Here is a 17851-nt window from a genome sequence, read left to right on the forward strand (position 1 = left end):
GCCAGTGCCGGACAACACAAGGAGCGGACATGTATCTCGAGAAATATGACCTCAAGGGGCGCAACGCGGTCGTCACTGGCGGCGGCCGCGCGATCGGCCTCGCCTGTTCGACCGCTCTGGCCGAAGCCGGCGCGCATGTCGTCATCGCCGACCGCGATGCGAATGTCTGCGAGGAAGGCAAGGCCGAACTCGCCAGGCTTGGCTACTCGGCCGATGCCATCGTGCTCGACGTCACCGACCCCGACGCGGTGAACGCGGCGGCGGACAGCCTGAATGCGAAATTCGGGGCGATCGACATCCTGGTGAACAATGCCGGCATCGCCCGCTCGGGCGTCGCCGCCGAGGATGTTACCGACGAGCACTGGCTTGACGTCATCAACGTCAATCTCAACGGCGTGTTCTGGTGCGCCCGCGCCTTCGGCCGCGCGATGCTCGCCCGCCAGCGCGGCGTCATCGTTAACACCGGCTCGATGTCGGGCTTCATCTCGAACAAGCCGCAGAAGCAGTCGTTCTACAATGCCTCGAAGGCGGCGGTGCATCACCTCACCCGCTCGCTCGCCGGCGAGTGGGCCGATCGCGGCGTGCGCGTCAACGCCGTCGCCCCCACCTATATCGACACGCCGCTGACCCGCTTCGGCATGGAAGATCCCGAACTCAACCGCATCTGGCTCGACATGACGCCGATGCACCGCGTCGGCCAGCCGCACGAAATCGCCTCGGTGGTGCTCTTCCTTGCTTCCGACGCGTCGAGCCTGATGACTGGCTCGATCGTCCTCGCCGATGGCGGCTACACGGTCTGGTGAGGCAGCGATGAGCGGACGCCTGCAGGGCAAATACGCAGCCATCACCGGCGGGGCCGGTGGTATCGGCCGGGCGATGGCGGCGGGCTACATCGCCGAGGGGGCCACGGTCTGCATTGCCGACCGGTCACTGGAAGCGGCAGCCGCCGCCGCGTGCGAACTCGGGCCGCAGGCGCATGCCTGTGCGCTCGATGTGGCGGAGATGGCGTCGATCGCCGCCTTCACCGATTTCACCGCCGCGCGCGGCGGGCTCGACATTCTGGTGAACAACGCCGCGGTGTTCGATCTCGCGCCGATTGCCGACATCACCGAGGCAAGCTACGACCGTCTCTTCGCGGTCAACGTGAAGGGCCTTCTGTTTACCCTGCAGGCGGTCGCCCGGCAGATGATCGCCAACGGCCGGCGCGGGCGGATCATCAACATGGCCTCTCAGGCCGGCCGCCGCGGCGAGGCGCTGGTCGGCGTCTATTGCGCCACCAAGGCGGCGGTGATCAGTCTCACCCAGTCTGCCGGGCTCGACCTGATCCGCCACGGCATCCGTGTCAACGCCATCTCCCCCGGCGTGGTGGACACGCCGATGTGGCAAGAGGTCGATGCGCTGTTCGCGAAATATGAAAGCCTGCCGGTTGGCGAGAAGAAGCGTCAGGTCGGCCTTGCCGTGCCCTATGGAAGGATGGGCCGGCCGGACGATCTGGTCGGTGCCGCCATCTTCCTCGCCTCCGACGAGGCGGAATACGTCGTCGCCCAGACGCTCAACGTCGATGGCGGCAACTGCATGAACTGAACGCAAGCGGACCGCCGGTGTTGAGTTGACCGGCGGCCCGGCCTATACGGGGCAGCGGCAACCAGGGATTATTTTGACCCATGAATTTTTCCCAGCCCATCATCGACCCGTTCGACTACGTGGTGTTCGGCGGCACCGGCGATCTCGCGCGCCGCAAGCTTCTGCCCGCGCTTTACCTCCGCGATCTCGATGGTCAACTGCCGGAAACGTCCCGCATCGTCGGCTCTGCCCGAACCGACATGACGGGCGAGGGGTTTCGCGAACTCGTTGAGGCCAGTCTGCGCGAATTCATCGCCGACAAGCTCGACCCCGAGGTTCTTGCCCGCTTCCTCGCCCGGCTGCACTACGTCTCCGTCGACGCCAAGGCCGCGCGCGGCTGGCCTGAACTTGCCACTTTGCTCAGCGACGAACCGCGCCAGATCCGCGTCTTCTACCTCGCCACCGCTCCCGAGCTTTACGGCCCGATCGCCGACAACATCCACGCCCACGGCCTGCAAACGCCTGAAACCCGCATCGTGCTGGAAAAGCCGATCGGCCACGACCTTGCCTCCGCCCGCGCCATCAACGATCGTGTCGGCGCGGTGTTCGAGGAGCGCAACATCTTCCGCATCGATCATTATCTCGGCAAGGAAACGGTGCAGAACCTCCTGGTCCTGCGCTTCGCCAACTCGCTGTTCGAACCGGTCTGGAACCATAACGGCATAGACCATGTGCAGATCACCGTCGCCGAGACCGTCGGCGTCGAGGATCGCGGTGGCTATTACGACCATACCGGCGCGCTGCGCGACATGATCCAGAACCACCTGATGCAGCTGCTCTGCCTCGTGGCGATGGAGCCGCCAGCAACGCTCGACCGCGAGGAAGTGCGCGACGAGAAGATCAAGGTATTGAAATCCCTCGCTCCGATTTCCCGTGACGATATCGCAACAAAATCCGTCCGTGGCCAGTACCGCGCCGGCGCGATCAAAGGCGGCCCGGTGAAATCCTATGCCGAGGAAAAGGACATCGCCCCCGGCTCCACCACCGAAACCTTCGCCGCCCTCAAGGTCGAGGTCCGCAACTGGCGCTGGGCCGGCGTGCCGTTCTATCTGCGCACCGGCAAGCGGATGCCCGAGAAGGTCTCGGAAATCGTCATCCAGTTCAAGCCGGTGCCCTACTGGATCTTCCCCACCGGCTCGGATCACGCGATGCCGAACCGCCTCGTCATCCGCGTGCAGCCGGACGAGCATATCCGCCTGCATCTGTGGACGAAGGAACCGGGCCCCGGCGGCCTGCGCCTGCGCAACGCCCCGCTCAACCTGAGCTTTGCCGAAACCTTCAAGAACAACCACATGCCGGATGCCTACGAGCGCCTGCTGATGGATGTGGTGCGCGGCAACGCCACTCTGTTCATGCGGCGCGACGAGGTCGAGGCCGCCTGGGAATGGACCGAATCCATCCTGGATGCCTGGAAATCCGCCGGCGACCGTCCCAAGCTCTACACCGCCGGCACCTGGGGCCCGTCCGAGGCGGTGGCGATGATCGTCCGCGACGGCCGCACCTGGTTCGACGAACAGGCCGGCTACGGCGCCGGCGACTGACGCGCCCCCGCACGGGCCGCGCGCACTGCGAGGAGCAAAGACATGGTTCAGGATGCGATCGCACGGGTCACCGACCGGATCAGGGCGCGCAGCGAGGCCGGGCGCGCCGCCTATCTCGCCCGCACCGGTGCGCTGATTTCGCGCGGCGTGCACCGCAGCGCGGTCGGCTGCGCCAATCTCGCCCACGCCCTGGCCGGCTGTGCCAAGGCCGAGCAGGACGACCTCAAGCGCGACGACAAGCCGAATATCGGCATCGTCACATCTTATAATGATATGCTCTCGGCGCATCAGCCCTTCGGCCGCTTCCCCGACCTCATCAAGCATGCGGTGCGCGAGGCCGGCGGCATCGCCCAGGTCGCCGGCGGCGTGCCGGCGATGTGCGACGGCGTCACCCAGGGGCGGGAAGGGATGGAGCTCTCGCTCTTCTCGCGCGATGTCATCGCCATGGCCGCCGCGATCGCCCTCTCGCACGACGTGTTCGACGGCGCGCTGCTCCTCGGCGTCTGCGACAAGATCGTCCCCGGCCTCGTCATCGCCGCCCTGTCCTTCGGCCACCTGCCGGCGATCTTCGTCCCCGCCGGGCCGATGCCCTCGGGCATTTCCAACACCGAGAAATCCCGCGTCCGCCAGCTCTACGCCGAGGGCAAGGTCGGCCGCGAGGAACTGCTCGAGTCCGAAATCGGCGCCTATCACAGCCCCGGCACCTGCACCTTCTACGGCACCGCCAACTCCAACCAGATGCTGATGGAGATCATGGGCCTGCATCTGCCCGGCGCCTCCTTCGTCAACCCCAACACCGAGCTGCGCGACGCGCTGACCGGTGCGGCGGCGAAGCGCATCCTCGAAATCACCGCCCGCGGCAACGAATTCACCCCGGTCGGCCAGATGGTCGACGAGCGGACGGTGGTTAACGGCATGATCGGCCTGCTCGCCACCGGCGGCTCGACCAACCACACCATCCACCTCGTCGCCATGGCCCGCGCCGCCGGCATCGCCATCACCTGGCAGGATTTCTCCGATCTCTCCGAACACATCCCGCTGCTCACCCGCATCTATCCCAACGGCAGTGCCGACGTGAACCATTTTCAGGCCGCCGGCGGCATGCCGGTGCTGATTGGCGCCCTGCTCGATGCCGGCCTGCTGCACGGCGATGCCCGCACCGTCTGGAGCCCGGACGGGTTGCAGGCTTATCGCGACCAGCCGGTGCTGGAGGAAAAGGTCTTGCGCTGGAAACCCGCCCCGGCCGCAAGCCTCAACCGCGACATCCTCCGCGATGCGACCGAGCCCTTCAGCAAGGATGGCGGCCTGCGCATCATGCACGGCAATCTCGGCCAGGCGGTCACCAAAATCTCCGCCGTCAAGCCCGAGCACCGCGTCGTCGTCGCCCCGGCCCGCGTCTTCCGCAGCCAGGAAGCGATGCAGGAGGCGTTCAAGGCCGGCGAACTGCACCGCGATTTCGTCGCCATCGTCACCCATCAGGGCCCGAAGGCGAACGGGATGCCCGAATTGCACAAGCTGACACCGCCCCTCGGCGTGTTGCAGGATCTCGGCTTCAAGGTCGGCCTCGTCACCGACGGGCGGATGTCCGGCGCCTCCGGCAAGGTGCCCTCGGCGATCCACGTGACGCCGGAAAGCGCCTGCGGCGGCGCGCTGGCGAAGGTGAGGGATGGCGACATGATCAGGCTCGACTGCGAGGCCGGCATATTGGAGGTTCAGGTGGATCAGGCGGAATTCGCGGCGCGGCCGCTCCCGGAGGTCGATCTCTCGGCGCATCACCACGGCATCGGCCGCGACCTGTTCGGCGCCTTCCGCGCCGCCGTCGCCGGGGCCGATCTCGGCGCGAGCGTCTTCGCATGAACCGCCAGGACGGGCTCGATGCCCTGCTCGCCGTCTCGCCGGTCATCCCGGTCCTGACGATCGACAACGCGGCGGATGCCGTCCCGCTCGCCCGCGCCCTGATCGAGGGCGGCGTCGGCGTCGTCGAGGTCACGCTGCGCACGAAGGCGGCGATGGAAGCGATCGCGGCGATGGCCGAAGCGGTCCCCGAAATGGTCGTCGGCGCCGGCACCGTGCTCACCCCGTCGCAATATCGCGAGGTCGAGGAAGCCGGCGCCAAATTCGTCGTCTCGCCCGGCTCCAGTCCCGCCGTGCATGCCGCGGCGGCGAAAAGCCGCGTGCCATTCCTCCCCGGTGCCGCAACGCCGACCGAGGTGCTGCACCTGCTCGAGGCCGGTTTCCGCTACCAAAAATTCTTTCCGGCCGAGCAGGCCGGCGGTATCCCGATGCTGAAGGCAATCGGCGCGCCGATCCACGAGGTCACCTTCTGCCCGACCGGCGGAATCACTCCCACCACCGCGCCCGATTACCTGGCTCTCGCTAACGTGATCTGCGTCGGCGGTTCCTGGCTCACCCCTGCCGCCGCGCTGCGCGCCGGCGACTGGGCGGGAATCGCCAAGCTTGCCGCCCAGGCCGCCGCATTGAAACGGTAGCCTCGCTGTCTATCTCCCGATAGAGCCGCCCTCCCGGCGGCGATCGGGAGAAGGCCATGAATTTCACGGTGATCGCCATCATCGCGGGTCTCGGCGGACTTCTGTTCGGCTATGACACCGGAGTGATCTCGGGTGCGTTGCTGTTCATCCGGCACGTCTTTCACCTCGGCCCGGCAATGCAGGGCGTGGTCGTCGCCATCGCTCTCGGCGCCGCGGCGGTAGGCGCTGCCGTCGCCGGCACCCTGTCCGACAAATTCGGCCGCCGCCCCGTCCTGCTGGTCACGGCGGCGGTCTTCGTCCTCGGCGCGTTGCTTTCCGCTGCAGCCTGGAGCGTGGCAATCCTGCTCGCCGGCCGCGTCCTTGTCGGCGGCGCCATTGGCGTCGCCTCGATGCTCACGCCGCTCTACCTTTCCGAGATGTCGCCGCGCGACAAGCGCGGCGCGGTCGTGACGATCAACCAGGCCTACATCACCATCGGCATCGTGGTATCCTACGGCGTCGGCTACCTGTTCTCCCATGGCGGCGATGGCTGGCGCTGGATGCTCGCGCTCGGCGCCCTACCGGGTGTCATCCTGTTCGCCGGCATGCTGGTCTTGCCCGAGAGCCCGCGCTGGCTGGCCGGCAAGGGCCATCGTGAGGCTGCGCGCAAATCGCTCGCCTTCCTGCGCGGAGGGCACGATGTCGAGAGCGAACTGCGTGACCTCCGGCAGGATCTTGCCCGCGAAGGCCGCGCGACGGCCCCCTGGTCCGTCCTGCTGGAGCCGCGCGCCCGCATGCCGCTCATCGTCGGCATCGGCCTTGCGGTGTTCCAGCAGATCACTGGCATCAACACGGTCATTTATTTCGCGCCCACCATCTTCCAGAAGGCCGGCCTGTCCTCCGCTTCGGTCTCCATCCTCGCCACCGCCGGCGTCGGCCTCGTGAACGTGGTGATGACCTTCGTCGCCATGCGCCTGCTCGATTCCGCCGGCCGTCGCCGCCTGCTGCTGGTTGGCCTGTCGGGCATGCTGGTCACCCTGCTCGCCGTCGCCGGCGGCTTCATGGCCGGAATGCAGGGTGGCCTCGCCTGGGTCACGGTGATCTCGGTCGCCGCCTATGTCGCCTTCTTCGCCATCGGCCTCGGTCCGGTCTTCTGGCTGCTGATTGCCGAGATCTTCCCTCTCGCGGTGCGCGGCCGCGGCATGTCGCTCGCGACCATCGCCAACTGGGCGTTCAACATGCTGGTCTCGATCACTTTTCTCGACCTCGTCCACGGTCTTGGCCGCGGCCCGACCTTCCTGATCTACGCGGCGATGACGTTGATTACCCTTGTCTTCACCTGGTTCCTGGTGCCCGAGACCAAGGGGCGCAGCCTCGAACAGATCGAGGCTGCGCTGGAAGGCGAGGGCCGCCTCGCCTGAGGCGGCGTCAGCCCGCGAAGAAGATCAGCGTCGTCAGCGCGAAGAGCGGCAGCAGCACTGCGGATGCTGCCAGCATATAACCGAAGAAGCCCGGCATCCGCACGCCCCGCCGAGCGGCGATCGCGCGGATCATCAGGTTCGGCGCATTGCCGAGATAGGTCAGCCCGCCGAACAGCACCGAGCCGGCGGCGAAGCTCGTGAGCAGCGTCGCCGGCGGGGCGATCAGCTGCGCCGCGTTGCCGCCCGCCGCCTCGAAGAACATCAGATAGGTCGGCCCGCTATCGAGAAATGCCGAGGACAGGCCCGAGGCCCAGAACCACCCCGCCGCCGATTGCGGCAGCCCCGCCGCCGTCACGGTGCGCAACACCGGCGGAATCGTCGCGAAGATCGCGAAGAACAGGATGGCGATCTCGCGCATCGGCGCCCAGGCGAACTGGTTGCGCGCGCGGATTGCCCGCGGCGTGACCCGCTCGGATGCCGCGACGAAGACGATTGCTGTCAGCGTGATCGCGATCTGCCCCGCCGGCAGCGATGCCGGCCCGATCGCGATCTCCGGTCCCGGCACGATGCCGGCCACCGTGAGCACCGCGATGAAGATGCCCAGCATCGCCAGATTGGCGCCGCCACGCACCCTGATCCGCTCAGCCGGCCGCACCGGCTCACGCCGCGCCAGTCGCCAGTCGATGGCGAAGGTGAGGGCCAGCACAGGCAAGACCACCACCAGCATCGGCCCGGCAAGGTTGAACAACGGCCAGAAAAACGGCACCCCGCGCAAAAAGCCGATCAGCAGCGGCGGGTCACCGAGCGGAGTCAGCGCGCCCCCGGCATTGGCGACGACGAAAATGAACGCCAGCACCAGGTGCCGCACCTCGCGCCGCGCCGCGTTCGCCGACAGCAGCGGATGGATCAGCAGCAGCGAGGCCGCGATCGTGCCCATCGCCGAGGCGAGCAGCGTGCCCGCCGCCAGCAGCAGGAGGTTGCCGCCCGGCCGTCCCCACGGCCCGCCGGCGATCAGCACGCCGCCGCCCAAAGTGTAGAGTGCCATCAGCACCGCGATGAAGGGGAGGAAATCGACCAGTCCTGAATGCCACAGCTGCGTCAGCGCCGCCGCCGGCCCGGCGGCCTCGGCCCCAAGCACGAGGCCGAGCCCCACCCAGAACAGGCTGATCCGCACCATGTATCGGTGCCAGATTCGTGGCGCCGCGCCGGGCAGCAGCGCGAAACTTGCCAGAGTGCCGAAGAACGGTGCGAGTGCGGCAAGCTCGTTCACCTGCGGGTGCATCGACGCACCGCTTTCAAGATGCCGCAAGGCAGGGCAGGGCGGATTTGCGCGCGCGGCGGCCTCAAACTAAAGATGCGGTAACGGAACACGGTCACGAAGGAGAGCACGCCCCATGGAAATGTCGGGAGAACGGCTGATTGCTGCGCCGCGCGAGGCGGTCTGGGCCGCGCTGAACGACCCCGAAGTCCTCAAGGCGTGCATACAGGGCTGCGAATCCATTGAAAAGCTCTCCGATACCGAGATGACCGCGACCGTTGCCGCCAAGATCGGCCCGATTTCCGCGCGGTTCAATGGCAAGGTGACACTCGCCGATCTCGACCCGCCGAACGCCTACACGATTTCCGGTGAAGGGCAGGGCGGTGTCGCCGGCTTCGCCAAGGGTGGGGCGAAGGTGCAGCTCGCCGATGCCGAGGGCGGCACGAAACTGACCTATCAGGTCTCGGCGCAGATCGGCGGCAAGATGGCCCAGCTCGGGGCCCGCCTGATCGATTCGGTGGCGAAATCCTACGCCGAATCCTTCTTCACGAAATTTTCCGAACGGCTCGCGCCCGCGCCCGAAGCCGCAACCGCACCCGCGCCGACCCCCACCAAGGAGACGACCAGCATGGCCGAACACGCACATGACCACGCCCATCCCGCCCATGGCGAGGACCGCAGCAACCCGGTCATCGCCGGGCTGCCCCTCGGAATCTGGGTCCCCATCATCATTTCCGCCGTTGTCGTGGCGCTGGTCATTTCTAAATTCCTTGGATGACCGAAACTTCCCTCCCGCGCACCGTCGCCGAAACCGCCGAACTGCTCGCCCGCGGCAACTATGTTGCCGACCGGGCACTGGCGACCAGCGTCCATCTCGCCCTCGCCATGGGCCGCCCGCTCTTCCTCGAGGGCGAGCCCGGCACCGGCAAGACCGAGATCGCCAAGGTGCTGGCCGAGCAGCTCGGCCGGCGCCTCGTGCGCCTGCAATGCTATGACGGGCTCGATCTCGCCGCCGCTGCCTACGAGTGGGACCACGCCCGCCAGCTGATGGAAATCCGCCTTGCCGAATCCGGCGGTGCCAGCCGCGCCTCCCTTCGCGAGACGCTCTATTCCGCCGAATTCCTGCTCCGCCGCCCACTGCTCTCGGCGATCGATCCGGGCCTGCCGCCCGCCGTCCTTCTGATCGACGAGCTCGACCGCGCGGACGAGCCCTTCGAGGCATTCCTCCTCGAATTGCTGGGCGATTTCCAGATCACCATCCCCGAACTCGGCACCATCGCCGCCTCCACCCGGCCCGTCGTCGTCATCACCTCCAACCGCACCCGCGAGGTGCACGACGCGATCCGCCGCCGCTGCCTCTACCAGTGGGTGGACTACCCCGATGCCGCCCGCGAGCGCGCCATCCTCGCCGCCCGCGCGCCCGGCGTGCCGGCGAAGCTCTCCGCCCAGGTGGTCGAATTCGTCCAGCGCATCCGCACCACCGACATCTTCAAGCTCCCCGGCGTCGCCGAAACGATCGACTGGGCCTCCGCCCTCGCCGCGCTGGACGAGGTCGAGCTCGCCCCCGCCGCGGTCGAGGACACGCTCGGCGCCCTGCTGAAATACCAGGACGACATCGCCAAAATCCGTGGTGAGACCGCCGCCCGCCTGACCGGGGAGGCGATCCAGGCGGCATGAGCGCCTCCGATACGGGACGGCTCGCGCCGAATGTGATGCATTTCGCGCGCCTGCTCCGGCGTGCCGGCCTGCCTGTCGGCCCCGGCGAGGTCATCGCCGCCGCCGAGGCGCTCACCCATGTCGACATCACCGACCGGCGGGTGATGCGAGCGGCGCTGCAGGCGGTGATGCTGCGCCGGCACGAGCACGCGCTGCTGTTCGACCAGGCCTTCTCGGTCTTCTGGCGCAACCCCGACGCCGCCAAATTCGCCCAGATGCTGGCAGCGATGGATGGCCGCGCCCCGCGCGAGGAAAAGGCCGCCGCCGGCGCCCGCCGCCTTGCCGAGGCGATGCAGGCGGCCAAGTCGCGCGAGCAGGAACCCCGCCCCGACGAACGCCGCGAGGTCGACGCGCTGCTCTCCGCCTCTGGCCAGGAACGCCTCGAATCCCTCGATTTCGAGGCGATGAGCGCCGAGGAGATCGCCGCCGCCAAGGCCGAGATCGCCCGCCTCACCCTCCCGCTCGACGAACGGCGCACCCGCCGCTTCCGCCTCGCCGCCCGCGGCTGCCGGGTCGATCTCAAGCGCACCCTGCGCGATTCGATGCGCCATTCCGGCGAGGTGTTCGACATCGCCCGCCGCGTGCCGCTCACCCGCCCGCCGCCGCTCGTCGTCCTGTGCGACATTTCCGGCTCGATGGCCCGCTACGCGCAGATCCTGCTGCACTTCCTCCATGCCGTCGCCAACGAGCGCGACCGCGTGACCACCTTCCTCTTCGGCACAAGGCTGACCAACATCTCCCGCCAGCTCGCCCGGCGCGACCCGGAAGAGGCGTTCGAGCAGGTTGCCGGCGCGGTGCCGGACTGGTCGGGCGGCACCCGCATCGGCGAGGCGCTCGGCCAGTTCAACCGGCTCTGGGCCCGCCGCGTGCTGGCGCAGGGCGCGGTCGTCCTTCTCGTCACCGACGGGCTCGACCGCGAGGGCGCCGTCGGCCTCGCCGACAACATGGCAAGGCTGCACCGCTCCTCGCGCCGGCTGATCTGGCTCAACCCGCTCTTGCGCTACGATGGCTTCGCGCCGAAATCGCAAGGCGCACGGGCGATGCTGCCCTATGTGGACGAGTTCCGCCCGGTGCATAACCTGGCCAGCCTGCGCAGCCTGGTCCAAGCCCTGTCGGGCGAGGCGCCGCCGCGCCTGCAGGCCGCCGCCCTGTGGGAGACCCGCCAATGAGCGACACCGCATCCGACGCCGAGGACATTCTCGGAATCGCCGCCGCCTGGCACGAGGAAGGCGAGCAGGTGGCCATCGCCACCGTCACCAGCACCTGGGGCAGCTCGCCGCGGCGCGTCGGTAGCCGCATGGCCGTCACCGCCTCCGGCCGCATCGCCGGCTCGGTCTCCGGCGGCTGCATCGAGGGCGCGGTGGCCGAGGCCGCCCAGCGCAGCATCGAAACCGGCACGCCGCAGCGCCTCGATTACGGCGTCACCGACGAACGCGCCTGGGAAGTCGGCCTCGCCTGTGGCGGCAAGGTCTCGGTCTTCGTGGAAAAGCTCTCGTGAAGGCCGCCCATCTCGCCGCCCTGCGCGAAGCCGCCGCCGCCCGCCGCCCGATCGCCTTCGCCACCAACCTCGCCACCGGCGCGGCCTTCATCCTGCCGGACGAGGCCGCCCCCACCGCACTTGCCGCCGAGGCCGCTTCCATGCTCGCCGCCGACCGCAGCGGCACCGTCACGATCGGCGACGACGCCTGGTTCATCGAGTCGCGCAACCCGTCCCCCCGGCTGCTCGTCATCGGCGCGGTGCACATCGCCCAGGCGCTGGTACCCTTCGCGCTGGCCTCCGGCTTCGCCGTCACCGTGGTCGATCCCCGCCGCGCCTTCGCCACCGCGGATCGCTTCCCCGGCGTCGCCATCGCGACCGACTGGCCGGACGAGGCGCTGGACCGTCTCGGCCTCGATTCCCGTACCGCCGTCGTCACCCTCACGCACGACCCCAAGCTCGACGATCCGGCGCTGCGCCGGGCGCTGGCCGCCGATCCGTTCTATGTCGGCGCGCTCGGCTCGCGGAAAACCCACGCCGCTAGGCTCGATCGCCTGCGCGCCGCCGGGGTCGATGATGCCGCGCTCGCCCGCATCCGCGCTCCGGTCGGCCTCGATATCGGCGCCGTCACCGCGCCCGAGATCGCCCTGTCGATCATTGCCGAAATCGTCGCCGCCCGCCGCGGTCGCCTCGCCGCGCCATGATCTTCGGCGCCGCCCCGCTCGCGGCCGATCTCGCCGGCGCCATCCTCGCCCACAGCCTCAAGACGCGCGATCGCGTGATCCACAAGGGTGCGGTGCTCGATGACGCGCTGATCGCCGCCCTGCGCGCCGCCGGCCATGCCGAGGTCACCGTCGCCCGGCTCGAACCGGGCGATGTGCCGGAGGAAGATGCCGCCCGCCGCCTCGGCGCCCATTTCGCCGGCCCCGGTCTGCGCGTCGCCGCGCCGGTGCATGGCCGCGTCAACGTCTTCGCCGAAACCCGCGGCCTGTTCCGCCTCGATGCCGCCGCCATCGCCGCCCTCAACGGGCTCGACGAGGCGATCGCCCTCGGCACCCTGCCGGATGCCACACCGGTCGCCCCTGGCGACATGCTGGCAACCCTCAAGATCGTCCCCTTCGCTGTCCCCGGCGCGGTGATGGCGCGCGCCGCCTCCCTGCTCGGCCAGGGCGCGCCGCTGCGGATCGAGGCGTTCCGGCCGTTGCGCACCGGCCTCGTCCTCTCCCGCCTGCCGCAGCTGAAGGACGCGGCGATCCGCAACACGATCGAGGCCACCCGCCAGCGCGTCGCCGCCCGCGGCGGCGCCCTGCTCGACCCGATCGAGACCCCGCACGAAACCGCGCCGATCCGCGCCGCGATCGACGCGCTTCTCGCCCAGGGGGCCGATCTGGTGCTGATCGCCGGCGCTTCCGCCGTGACCGACCGCGCCGATGTCGCCCCCGCCGCCATCACCGCAGCCGGCGGCCGGATCGACCGCTTCGGCATGCCGGTCGATCCCGGCAACCTGCTCTGCTTCGGCCGCATCGGCGCGGTGCCCGCCATCGTCCTGCCCGGCTGCGCCCGCAGCCCCAGGCTCAACGGCATCGACTTCGTGCTCGACCGCGTCTTCGCCGGCGAACCCCTTGATGACGCACTGATCGCCTCGATGGGCATTGGCGGCCTGCTCAAGGATTTCGCCCCCCGCCCCGAACCCCGCGTGCCGCGCGCCACCCGCCGCACCGCGCCGAAAATCGCCGTCATCGTGCTGGCCGCCGGACGTTCCTCGCGCGCCGCCCCACAGAACAAGCTCCTCGCCCGCCTGCAGGATGGCCGCGCCCTCGTCGCCGCGACGGTCGATCACGCGCTCGCCGCCCGCGCCGCCCTCGTCCTCGTCGTCACCGGCCATCAGGACGATGCGGTGCGCGAGGCGCTGTCCGGCCGCCCGGTCCGCTTCGTCCACGCCGCCGCCTTCGCCTCCGGCATGGCCGCGAGCCTCGCCGCCGGCATCAATGCCTTGCCGGCGGACACGGCGGCGGCGCTGATCTGCCTTGGCGACATGCCGCTGGTCGATGCAACCGTGATCGACCGGATGATCGCCGCCTACGACCCCGACGAGGGCCGCGCCATCGTTGTCCCCACCCATCGCGGCCGCCGGGGCAACCCGATCCTCTGGGACCGGAGCTTCTTCCCCGAAATCGCCGCCCTCACCGGCGATGCCGGCGCGCGCCACATCCTCGCCCGCCATGTCGACCGGATCGCCGAGGTCGAAATGCCCGACGATGCCGTCCTGCGCGATTTCGACACGCGGGACGCGCTGGCCGAACTCAAGGACCGCCCATGAAACCAGGACTGACCATCTCCCGCGTGCTGCCCGCACCGGTCGAGGCTCGCGCCGCCGAGGGCTTCGCCGCCCGCTTCCTCGCGCAGGACGGCGCTTTCGACGCCGCCGCCTTCCTCGCCGCACTCGATGGCGCCGCCGCCGCCCTGATCACCCCGGCCGACCGGCTCGACGCAGCGGCCATCGCCCGCATCCCCGCCACCCTGCGCGTCCTCGCCACCTTCTCCGTCGGCACCGACCATATCGATCTCGACGCCGCGAAATCGCGCGGCCTCGCCGTGGTCAACACGCCGGACGTGCTCTCCTTCGCCACCGCCGAGCTTGCCCTTACGCTGATGCTCGCCGCCGCCCGCCGCGCCGGCGAGGGCGAGCGCATCGTCCGCGCCCGCGCCTGGCCGGGCTGGACACCCACCTACCTCCTCGGCACCAGCCTCCAGGGCAAGACGCTCGGCATCCTCGGCATGGGCCGCATCGGCCAGGCGCTGGCGCGGATGGCGCAGGGCCTGTCGATGCGCGTCGTCTATCACAACCGCCGCCGCCTGCCGCCGGAGCAGGAGGGCGGCGCCGCCTTCATCGCCGACGAGGCCGACTTCCTCTCCGCGGCGGACGTGCTGTCGATCCACCTGCCCGGCGGCGCCGCGACGCTGCACTGGCTGAACGCCGCGCGCATCGCCCGCCTCAAGCCGGGCGCCATCGTCGTCAATACCGGCCGCGGCACCACGATCGACGATGAAGCCCTCGCCGCTGCACTCGCCAGCGGCCATCTTGGCGCCGCCGGGCTCGACGTCTTTCCCGCCGAACCCGCCGTGCCCGAGGTCTATCTCGGTCTCGAGAATGTCGTCCTGCTGCCCCATCTCGGCAGCGCCACGCGCGAGACCCGCACTGCGATGGGCATGCTGGCGCTCGACGGGATCGAGGAGGTACTGGCAGGGCGGAGCCCCGCCAACCTCGTCGCCTGATCATTTCGGCCGCAGGTCGCGCACCCGCTTTGCCTTGCCGACCGACCGCTCGAGAGTCCCAGGCGGTTCGATGACCACATGCGCTGTGACGCCGATCGTCGCCTTGATGTGATGCGCAAAGGCGGCGGCCTCGCCGGCGAGCCCGGCGCCGTCCCAGTGCTCGGGGCGGCACTCGGCCCGCACCGTCATCTCGTCCAGCCGCTGCGGCCGCGTCAGCTCGATCACGAAATGCCCGCTGCCCCATTCGTTGGCGAGCAGCAATTCCTCGATCTGGCTCGGAAACAGGTTCACGCCGCGGAGAATGATCATGTCGTCCGCCCGCCCGCCGATCTTCTCCATCCGCCGCATCCCCGGCCGCGCCGTACCAGGCAGCAGCCGCGTGAGGTCGCGTGTCCGGTAGCGGATGATCGGCATCGCCTCGTGGCTCAGCGCAGTCAGCACCAGCTCGCCGGTCTTCCCATCCGGCAGCACCGCGCCGGTCGCCGGATCGATGATCTCGGGGTAGAAATGGTCCTCCCAGAGATGCAGCCCGTCCTTGGTCTCGACGCATTCCTGCGCCACCCCCGGCCCCATCAGCTCCGAAAGCCCGTAGATATCGGTCGCCTCGATGCCGAACGCCGATTCGATCTCGGCGCGCATCGCATTGGTCCAGGGTTCCGCGCCGAAAATTCCGTATTGCAGTGCTGTCGCCCGCGGATCGCGCCCCTGGCGGCGGAACTCGTCGAGGATCGCGAGCGCGTAGCTCGGCGTCACCATGATGATCTCGGGCCCGAAATCCGCGATCAACTGCACCTGCCGCTCGGTCATCCCGCCCGAGGCCGGCACCACCGTGCAGCCGAGCCGCTCCGCGCCCGCATGCGCGCCGAGCCCGCCGGTGAACAGCCCATAGCCGTAGGCGACATGCACCATCATGCCCGCCCGTCCGCCCGCCGCCCGGATCGACCGCGCGACCAGCCCGGCCCAGACATCGAGATCCGCCCGCGTATAGCCCACCACGATCGGCCGTCCCGTTGTCCCGGACGAGGCGTGCAGCCGCAACACCTCGCCGCGCGGCACCGCGAACATGCCGAACGGATAGGTCTGCCGCAGATCGTCCTTCACCGTGAACGGAAACCGCGCCAGATCCTCCGGCCGCTGCAAATCCTCCGGCCGCACCCCCGCCGCATCGAACGCCGAGCGATAGAATGGCACGCGCTCATAGGCATGGCGCAGCGCCTCCCTCAGCCGCCTCGTCTGCAGCGCGACAACCTCGTCACGCGAGGCGAATTCGACGTCCCGCTCCATCCCGCTACCTTCCGTTGTCATCGAGCCACGAGCCGCCGATCGTGCGCGACTGTCCGCGGAACGCCGCGACGATTCCGTCATCGTTGCTGACCGAAACATCGTAGATTCCGTTCCGCCCGCGCCGTACCACCTCCCGCGCGGTGGCGATGAGCCGCTCCCCCGGCCGCGCCGGTGCAAGGAAGGTGATCGAGCAATGCGCCGCCACCGCCCGCTCGCCATGTGAGTTGCAGGCGAAGGCGAAGGCCGAATCGGCCAGGGTGAAGATCAGCCCGCCATGCGCGGTGCCGTGCCCGTTGGCCATTGCCGCGCCGAGACGCAGCGAGAGTGTCGCGAAACCGGGCCCGATCTCGTCGAGCTCGATGCCGAGCGACCGCGTCGCCCGGTCCACCTCGAACATCGCCTGGCCGACATGGCGGGCAATGTTGTCCGCGGACTCGGGTGGGGGCGGCTGATGTTCCTCCGTCATGGCGGCGTGCGTTCCTCCTCGGACGCGCCGTTGCACGGCGCTTGCCCCGAGTGTGCCGCAAAAGCCGGATCGCGCAACCACCGCTGCTGCGCCAGCCGCGTGTGAGGCCTCACTCCGCCATCATCGGTTGCACAATAGCCGCGCCGTCCGGCAACGAGCCGGCGCCCGGCACGTTAATTGGCCGCGTGCGGCGGTTGACCGGCATGCGGCACGGTCGTGATCCGCGCCAGCTGTGCCACCATGTCGCGAGCCTCGGCCGCCGGCATGTCTGCGCTCAGCACGCGTTGCGCCGAGGCTTCATCCCCGGCCATCGCCAGCGCAGCGGCGTAATTCGCGCGTTCCGGCGCCGAGGCCTGCGCCCCCTGCGCGAGCGGCGCGATGATCGCCGCGCCGGCGCCAGGCTGTCCTTCGAGCGCGGTCGCAAGCCCCAGATTGGCACGCGCCGCCGCGAACGACGGGCGGAGCGCCAGCGCCTTGCGGAATGCCGGAACCGCGGCGCCGAACGCGCCCCGCTTGGCAAGGGCGACGCCGAGATCATTGAAGGCGACGGCGTTGTGCGGATCGTCGCCCGCCGCCTGCCGGAACGCAGCAACCGCGCCCCGACCATTCGTGCGGAGCGCACAGCGCCCGAGGCCGATCTCCGCTCCCGCCGTGTGTGGCGCGGCCTTCAGCACCGCCCGGTAATCGGCCGACGCCGTCCGGCAGTCGCCGAGCAGATAGGCGGCGTCGCCATGCACCAGCCGCGCCTCGTCATTGCCAGGATCAACCTTCAGCACCGCGTTGGCGACATGCAGGGCGAGATCCGGCCGGTTGCCCGCAAGCGCCGTTCTGGCAACGTTCAGCGTGTTGGCGCCGAGCGTCGGTTCGTTCGCACCCATTCTTTGCGGCGCCGCGCAGCCGGCGAGCGATGCCGCGGCGAGGGCGAGCACCGCCGCCCGCATCTGCCGGGTGCGGTTCCCCGTGGCGCTCATTGTCCGCTCCCTCCCATTCCGCCGGACGACGCGGCCAGGCCGCCGCCCGCGCCGCCGAGCGAGGTACCGCCGCCGCCTGCGCTACCCGCCGCGCCGGACGTGGATGATGAGGATGATGATTTCAGCGCCTTGCCTACCGCCGTCTCGGCGATCGGGCCGGTGAAGCTGGCGTCGCCATGCCCGCCAACCAGGTCGTGCGGATTGACCAGTTCGACGGCGATATTGTGCATCGGCGCGTTGTTCTCGTGCCAGTTGCCCGGCTGCGCGAACGGGTCGTTGCTGGCGCAGCCGGCCAGCAGGGCGGCCGCGCCCGCCAGGGTGACGAGAACGATCAGGCGTGACTTGCGCAT

At 69.5% G+C, this 17851-nt stretch carries 18 protein-coding genes; 13 read left to right on the forward strand and 5 right to left on the reverse strand.

The window, feature by feature from the left end; all coding sequences use genetic code 11:
- Positions 1-29 precede the first annotated feature (29 nt).
- From ACRY_RS04760 to ACRY_RS04785, 6 genes are all read left to right on the forward strand, one after another.
- Complete coding sequence (locus ACRY_RS04760; protein ID WP_007424290.1) at positions 30-803, forward strand: SDR family NAD(P)-dependent oxidoreductase; 774 nt, start codon at positions 30-32, stop codon at positions 801-803.
- A 7-nt stretch (positions 804-810) separates the two neighbouring features.
- A complete protein-coding gene (locus tag ACRY_RS04765) occupies positions 811-1584 on the forward strand; it encodes an L-iditol 2-dehydrogenase (RefSeq protein ID WP_011941543.1) in 774 nt (257 codons plus the stop codon).
- A gap of 80 nt (positions 1585-1664) precedes the next feature.
- On the forward strand, positions 1665-3164 hold the full coding sequence (gene zwf / locus ACRY_RS04770) for a glucose-6-phosphate dehydrogenase (RefSeq protein WP_007424292.1): 1500 nt from the start codon (positions 1665-1667) through the stop codon (positions 3162-3164).
- A 42-nt stretch (positions 3165-3206) separates the two neighbouring features.
- The gene (gene edd, locus ACRY_RS04775) at positions 3207-5021 is read left to right on the forward strand and encodes a phosphogluconate dehydratase (protein WP_011941544.1); all 1815 of its coding nucleotides are present in this window, start codon (positions 3207-3209) and stop codon (positions 5019-5021) included.
- Positions 5018-5653, forward strand: a complete 636-nt coding sequence (eda, locus tag ACRY_RS04780; protein ID WP_007424294.1) for a bifunctional 4-hydroxy-2-oxoglutarate aldolase/2-dehydro-3-deoxy-phosphogluconate aldolase — start codon at positions 5018-5020, stop codon at positions 5651-5653. The genes edd and eda overlap by 4 nt, the downstream gene beginning before the upstream one ends.
- A 56-nt stretch (positions 5654-5709) precedes the next feature.
- Entirely contained in the window at positions 5710-7053 is a 1344-nt protein-coding gene (locus ACRY_RS04785) for a sugar porter family MFS transporter (protein ID WP_007424295.1), read from the forward strand.
- 7 nt (positions 7054-7060) lie between these two features.
- Here ACRY_RS04785 and ACRY_RS04790 read toward each other — a convergent pair whose 3' ends face one another.
- Positions 7061-8335: a sodium:proton antiporter gene (locus ACRY_RS04790; protein ID WP_007424296.1), complete on the reverse strand. Its 1275-nt coding sequence runs from the start codon at positions 8333-8335 to the stop codon at positions 7061-7063.
- Positions 8336-8447: 112 nt separating this feature from the next.
- Here ACRY_RS04790 and ACRY_RS04795 point away from each other — a divergent pair, with 112 nt between their 5' ends.
- Genes ACRY_RS04795 through ACRY_RS04825 form a run of 7 tightly spaced genes read left to right on the forward strand, consistent with a single transcriptional unit; the run spans position 8448 to position 14780 of the window.
- On the forward strand, positions 8448-9089 hold the full coding sequence (locus ACRY_RS04795; RefSeq protein ID WP_011941545.1) for an SRPBCC family protein: 642 nt from the start codon (positions 8448-8450) through the stop codon (positions 9087-9089).
- Positions 9086-9988 carry an AAA family ATPase gene (locus ACRY_RS04800; protein ID WP_007424298.1) on the forward strand — a complete coding sequence of 301 codons (903 nt, stop codon included), beginning with the start codon at positions 9086-9088 and terminating at the stop codon, positions 9986-9988. The genes ACRY_RS04795 and ACRY_RS04800 overlap by 4 nt, the downstream gene beginning before the upstream one ends.
- A complete protein-coding gene (locus ACRY_RS04805) occupies positions 9985-11196 on the forward strand; it encodes a vWA domain-containing protein (protein WP_007424299.1) in 1212 nt (403 codons plus the stop codon). Before ACRY_RS04800 ends, ACRY_RS04805 begins: the two co-directional genes overlap by 4 nt.
- Positions 11193-11525 carry an XdhC family protein gene (locus ACRY_RS04810; protein ID WP_011941546.1) on the forward strand — a complete coding sequence of 111 codons (333 nt, stop codon included), beginning with the start codon at positions 11193-11195 and terminating at the stop codon, positions 11523-11525. Before ACRY_RS04805 ends, ACRY_RS04810 begins: the two co-directional genes overlap by 4 nt.
- The gene (locus ACRY_RS04815; protein ID WP_011941547.1) at positions 11522-12208 is read left to right on the forward strand and encodes an XdhC family protein; all 687 of its coding nucleotides are present in this window, start codon (positions 11522-11524) and stop codon (positions 12206-12208) included. Before ACRY_RS04810 ends, ACRY_RS04815 begins: the two co-directional genes overlap by 4 nt.
- The gene (locus ACRY_RS04820) at positions 12205-13824 is read left to right on the forward strand and encodes an NTP transferase domain-containing protein (protein ID WP_011941548.1); all 1620 of its coding nucleotides are present in this window, start codon (positions 12205-12207) and stop codon (positions 13822-13824) included. The genes ACRY_RS04815 and ACRY_RS04820 overlap by 4 nt, the downstream gene beginning before the upstream one ends.
- Entirely contained in the window at positions 13821-14780 is a 960-nt protein-coding gene (locus tag ACRY_RS04825; RefSeq protein WP_011941549.1) for a 2-hydroxyacid dehydrogenase, read from the forward strand. Before ACRY_RS04820 ends, ACRY_RS04825 begins: the two co-directional genes overlap by 4 nt.
- Here the strand turns inward: ACRY_RS04825 and paaK are convergent, their stop codons facing one another.
- The 4 genes from paaK to ACRY_RS04845 all read right to left on the reverse strand — a co-directional run bounded on the left by paaK (position 14781) and on the right by ACRY_RS04845 (position 17851).
- Positions 14781-16064, reverse strand: coding sequence for a phenylacetate--CoA ligase PaaK (gene paaK, locus ACRY_RS04830; RefSeq protein WP_011941550.1), 1284 nt, complete (start codon positions 16062-16064; stop codon positions 14781-14783).
- Positions 16065-16068: 4 nt separating this feature from the next.
- Positions 16069-16530 (reverse strand): hydroxyphenylacetyl-CoA thioesterase PaaI, encoded by a 462-nt coding sequence (gene paaI / locus ACRY_RS04835; protein WP_011941551.1) that lies wholly within the window; start codon positions 16528-16530, stop codon positions 16069-16071.
- 173 nt (positions 16531-16703) lie between these two features.
- Complete coding sequence (locus ACRY_RS04840) at positions 16704-17501, reverse strand: tetratricopeptide repeat protein (RefSeq protein WP_007422099.1); 798 nt, start codon at positions 17499-17501, stop codon at positions 16704-16706.
- Positions 17498-17851 (reverse strand): hypothetical protein, encoded by a 354-nt coding sequence (locus tag ACRY_RS04845; RefSeq protein WP_011941552.1) that lies wholly within the window; start codon positions 17849-17851, stop codon positions 17498-17500. Before ACRY_RS04845 ends, ACRY_RS04840 begins: the two co-directional genes overlap by 4 nt.

The sequence above is a fragment of the Acidiphilium cryptum JF-5 genome (assembly GCF_000016725.1).
Classification (GTDB): domain Bacteria; phylum Pseudomonadota; class Alphaproteobacteria; order Acetobacterales; family Acetobacteraceae; genus Acidiphilium; species Acidiphilium multivorum.

Coding starts and splice junctions, on each gene's coding strand:
- ACRY_RS04760 (WP_007424290.1), top strand. CDS start 30: ATGTATCTCGAGAAATATGACCTCAAGGGGCGCAACGCGGTCGTCACT.
- ACRY_RS04765 (WP_011941543.1), top strand. CDS start 811: ATGAGCGGACGCCTGCAGGGCAAATACGCAGCCATCACCGGCGGGGCC.
- zwf (WP_007424292.1), top strand. CDS start 1,665: ATGAATTTTTCCCAGCCCATCATCGACCCGTTCGACTACGTGGTGTTC.
- edd (WP_011941544.1), top strand. CDS start 3,207: ATGGTTCAGGATGCGATCGCACGGGTCACCGACCGGATCAGGGCGCGC.
- eda (WP_007424294.1), top strand. CDS start 5,018: ATGAACCGCCAGGACGGGCTCGATGCCCTGCTCGCCGTCTCGCCGGTC.
- ACRY_RS04785 (WP_007424295.1), top strand. CDS start 5,710: ATGAATTTCACGGTGATCGCCATCATCGCGGGTCTCGGCGGACTTCTG.
- ACRY_RS04790 (WP_007424296.1), bottom strand. CDS start 8,335: ATGCACCCGCAGGTGAACGAGCTTGCCGCACTCGCACCGTTCTTCGGC.
- ACRY_RS04795 (WP_011941545.1), top strand. CDS start 8,448: ATGGAAATGTCGGGAGAACGGCTGATTGCTGCGCCGCGCGAGGCGGTC.
- ACRY_RS04800 (WP_007424298.1), top strand. CDS start 9,086: ATGACCGAAACTTCCCTCCCGCGCACCGTCGCCGAAACCGCCGAACTG.
- ACRY_RS04805 (WP_007424299.1), top strand. CDS start 9,985: ATGAGCGCCTCCGATACGGGACGGCTCGCGCCGAATGTGATGCATTTC.
- ACRY_RS04810 (WP_011941546.1), top strand. CDS start 11,193: ATGAGCGACACCGCATCCGACGCCGAGGACATTCTCGGAATCGCCGCC.
- ACRY_RS04820 (WP_011941548.1), top strand. CDS start 12,205: ATGATCTTCGGCGCCGCCCCGCTCGCGGCCGATCTCGCCGGCGCCATC.
- ACRY_RS04825 (WP_011941549.1), top strand. CDS start 13,821: ATGAAACCAGGACTGACCATCTCCCGCGTGCTGCCCGCACCGGTCGAG.
- paaK (WP_011941550.1), bottom strand. CDS start 16,064: ATGGAGCGGGACGTCGAATTCGCCTCGCGTGACGAGGTTGTCGCGCTG.
- paaI (WP_011941551.1), bottom strand. CDS start 16,530: ATGACGGAGGAACATCAGCCGCCCCCACCCGAGTCCGCGGACAACATT.
- ACRY_RS04840 (WP_007422099.1), bottom strand. CDS start 17,501: ATGAGCGCCACGGGGAACCGCACCCGGCAGATGCGGGCGGCGGTGCTC.
- ACRY_RS04845 (WP_011941552.1), bottom strand. CDS start 17,851: ATGCGCAAGTCACGCCTGATCGTTCTCGTCACCCTGGCGGGCGCGGCC.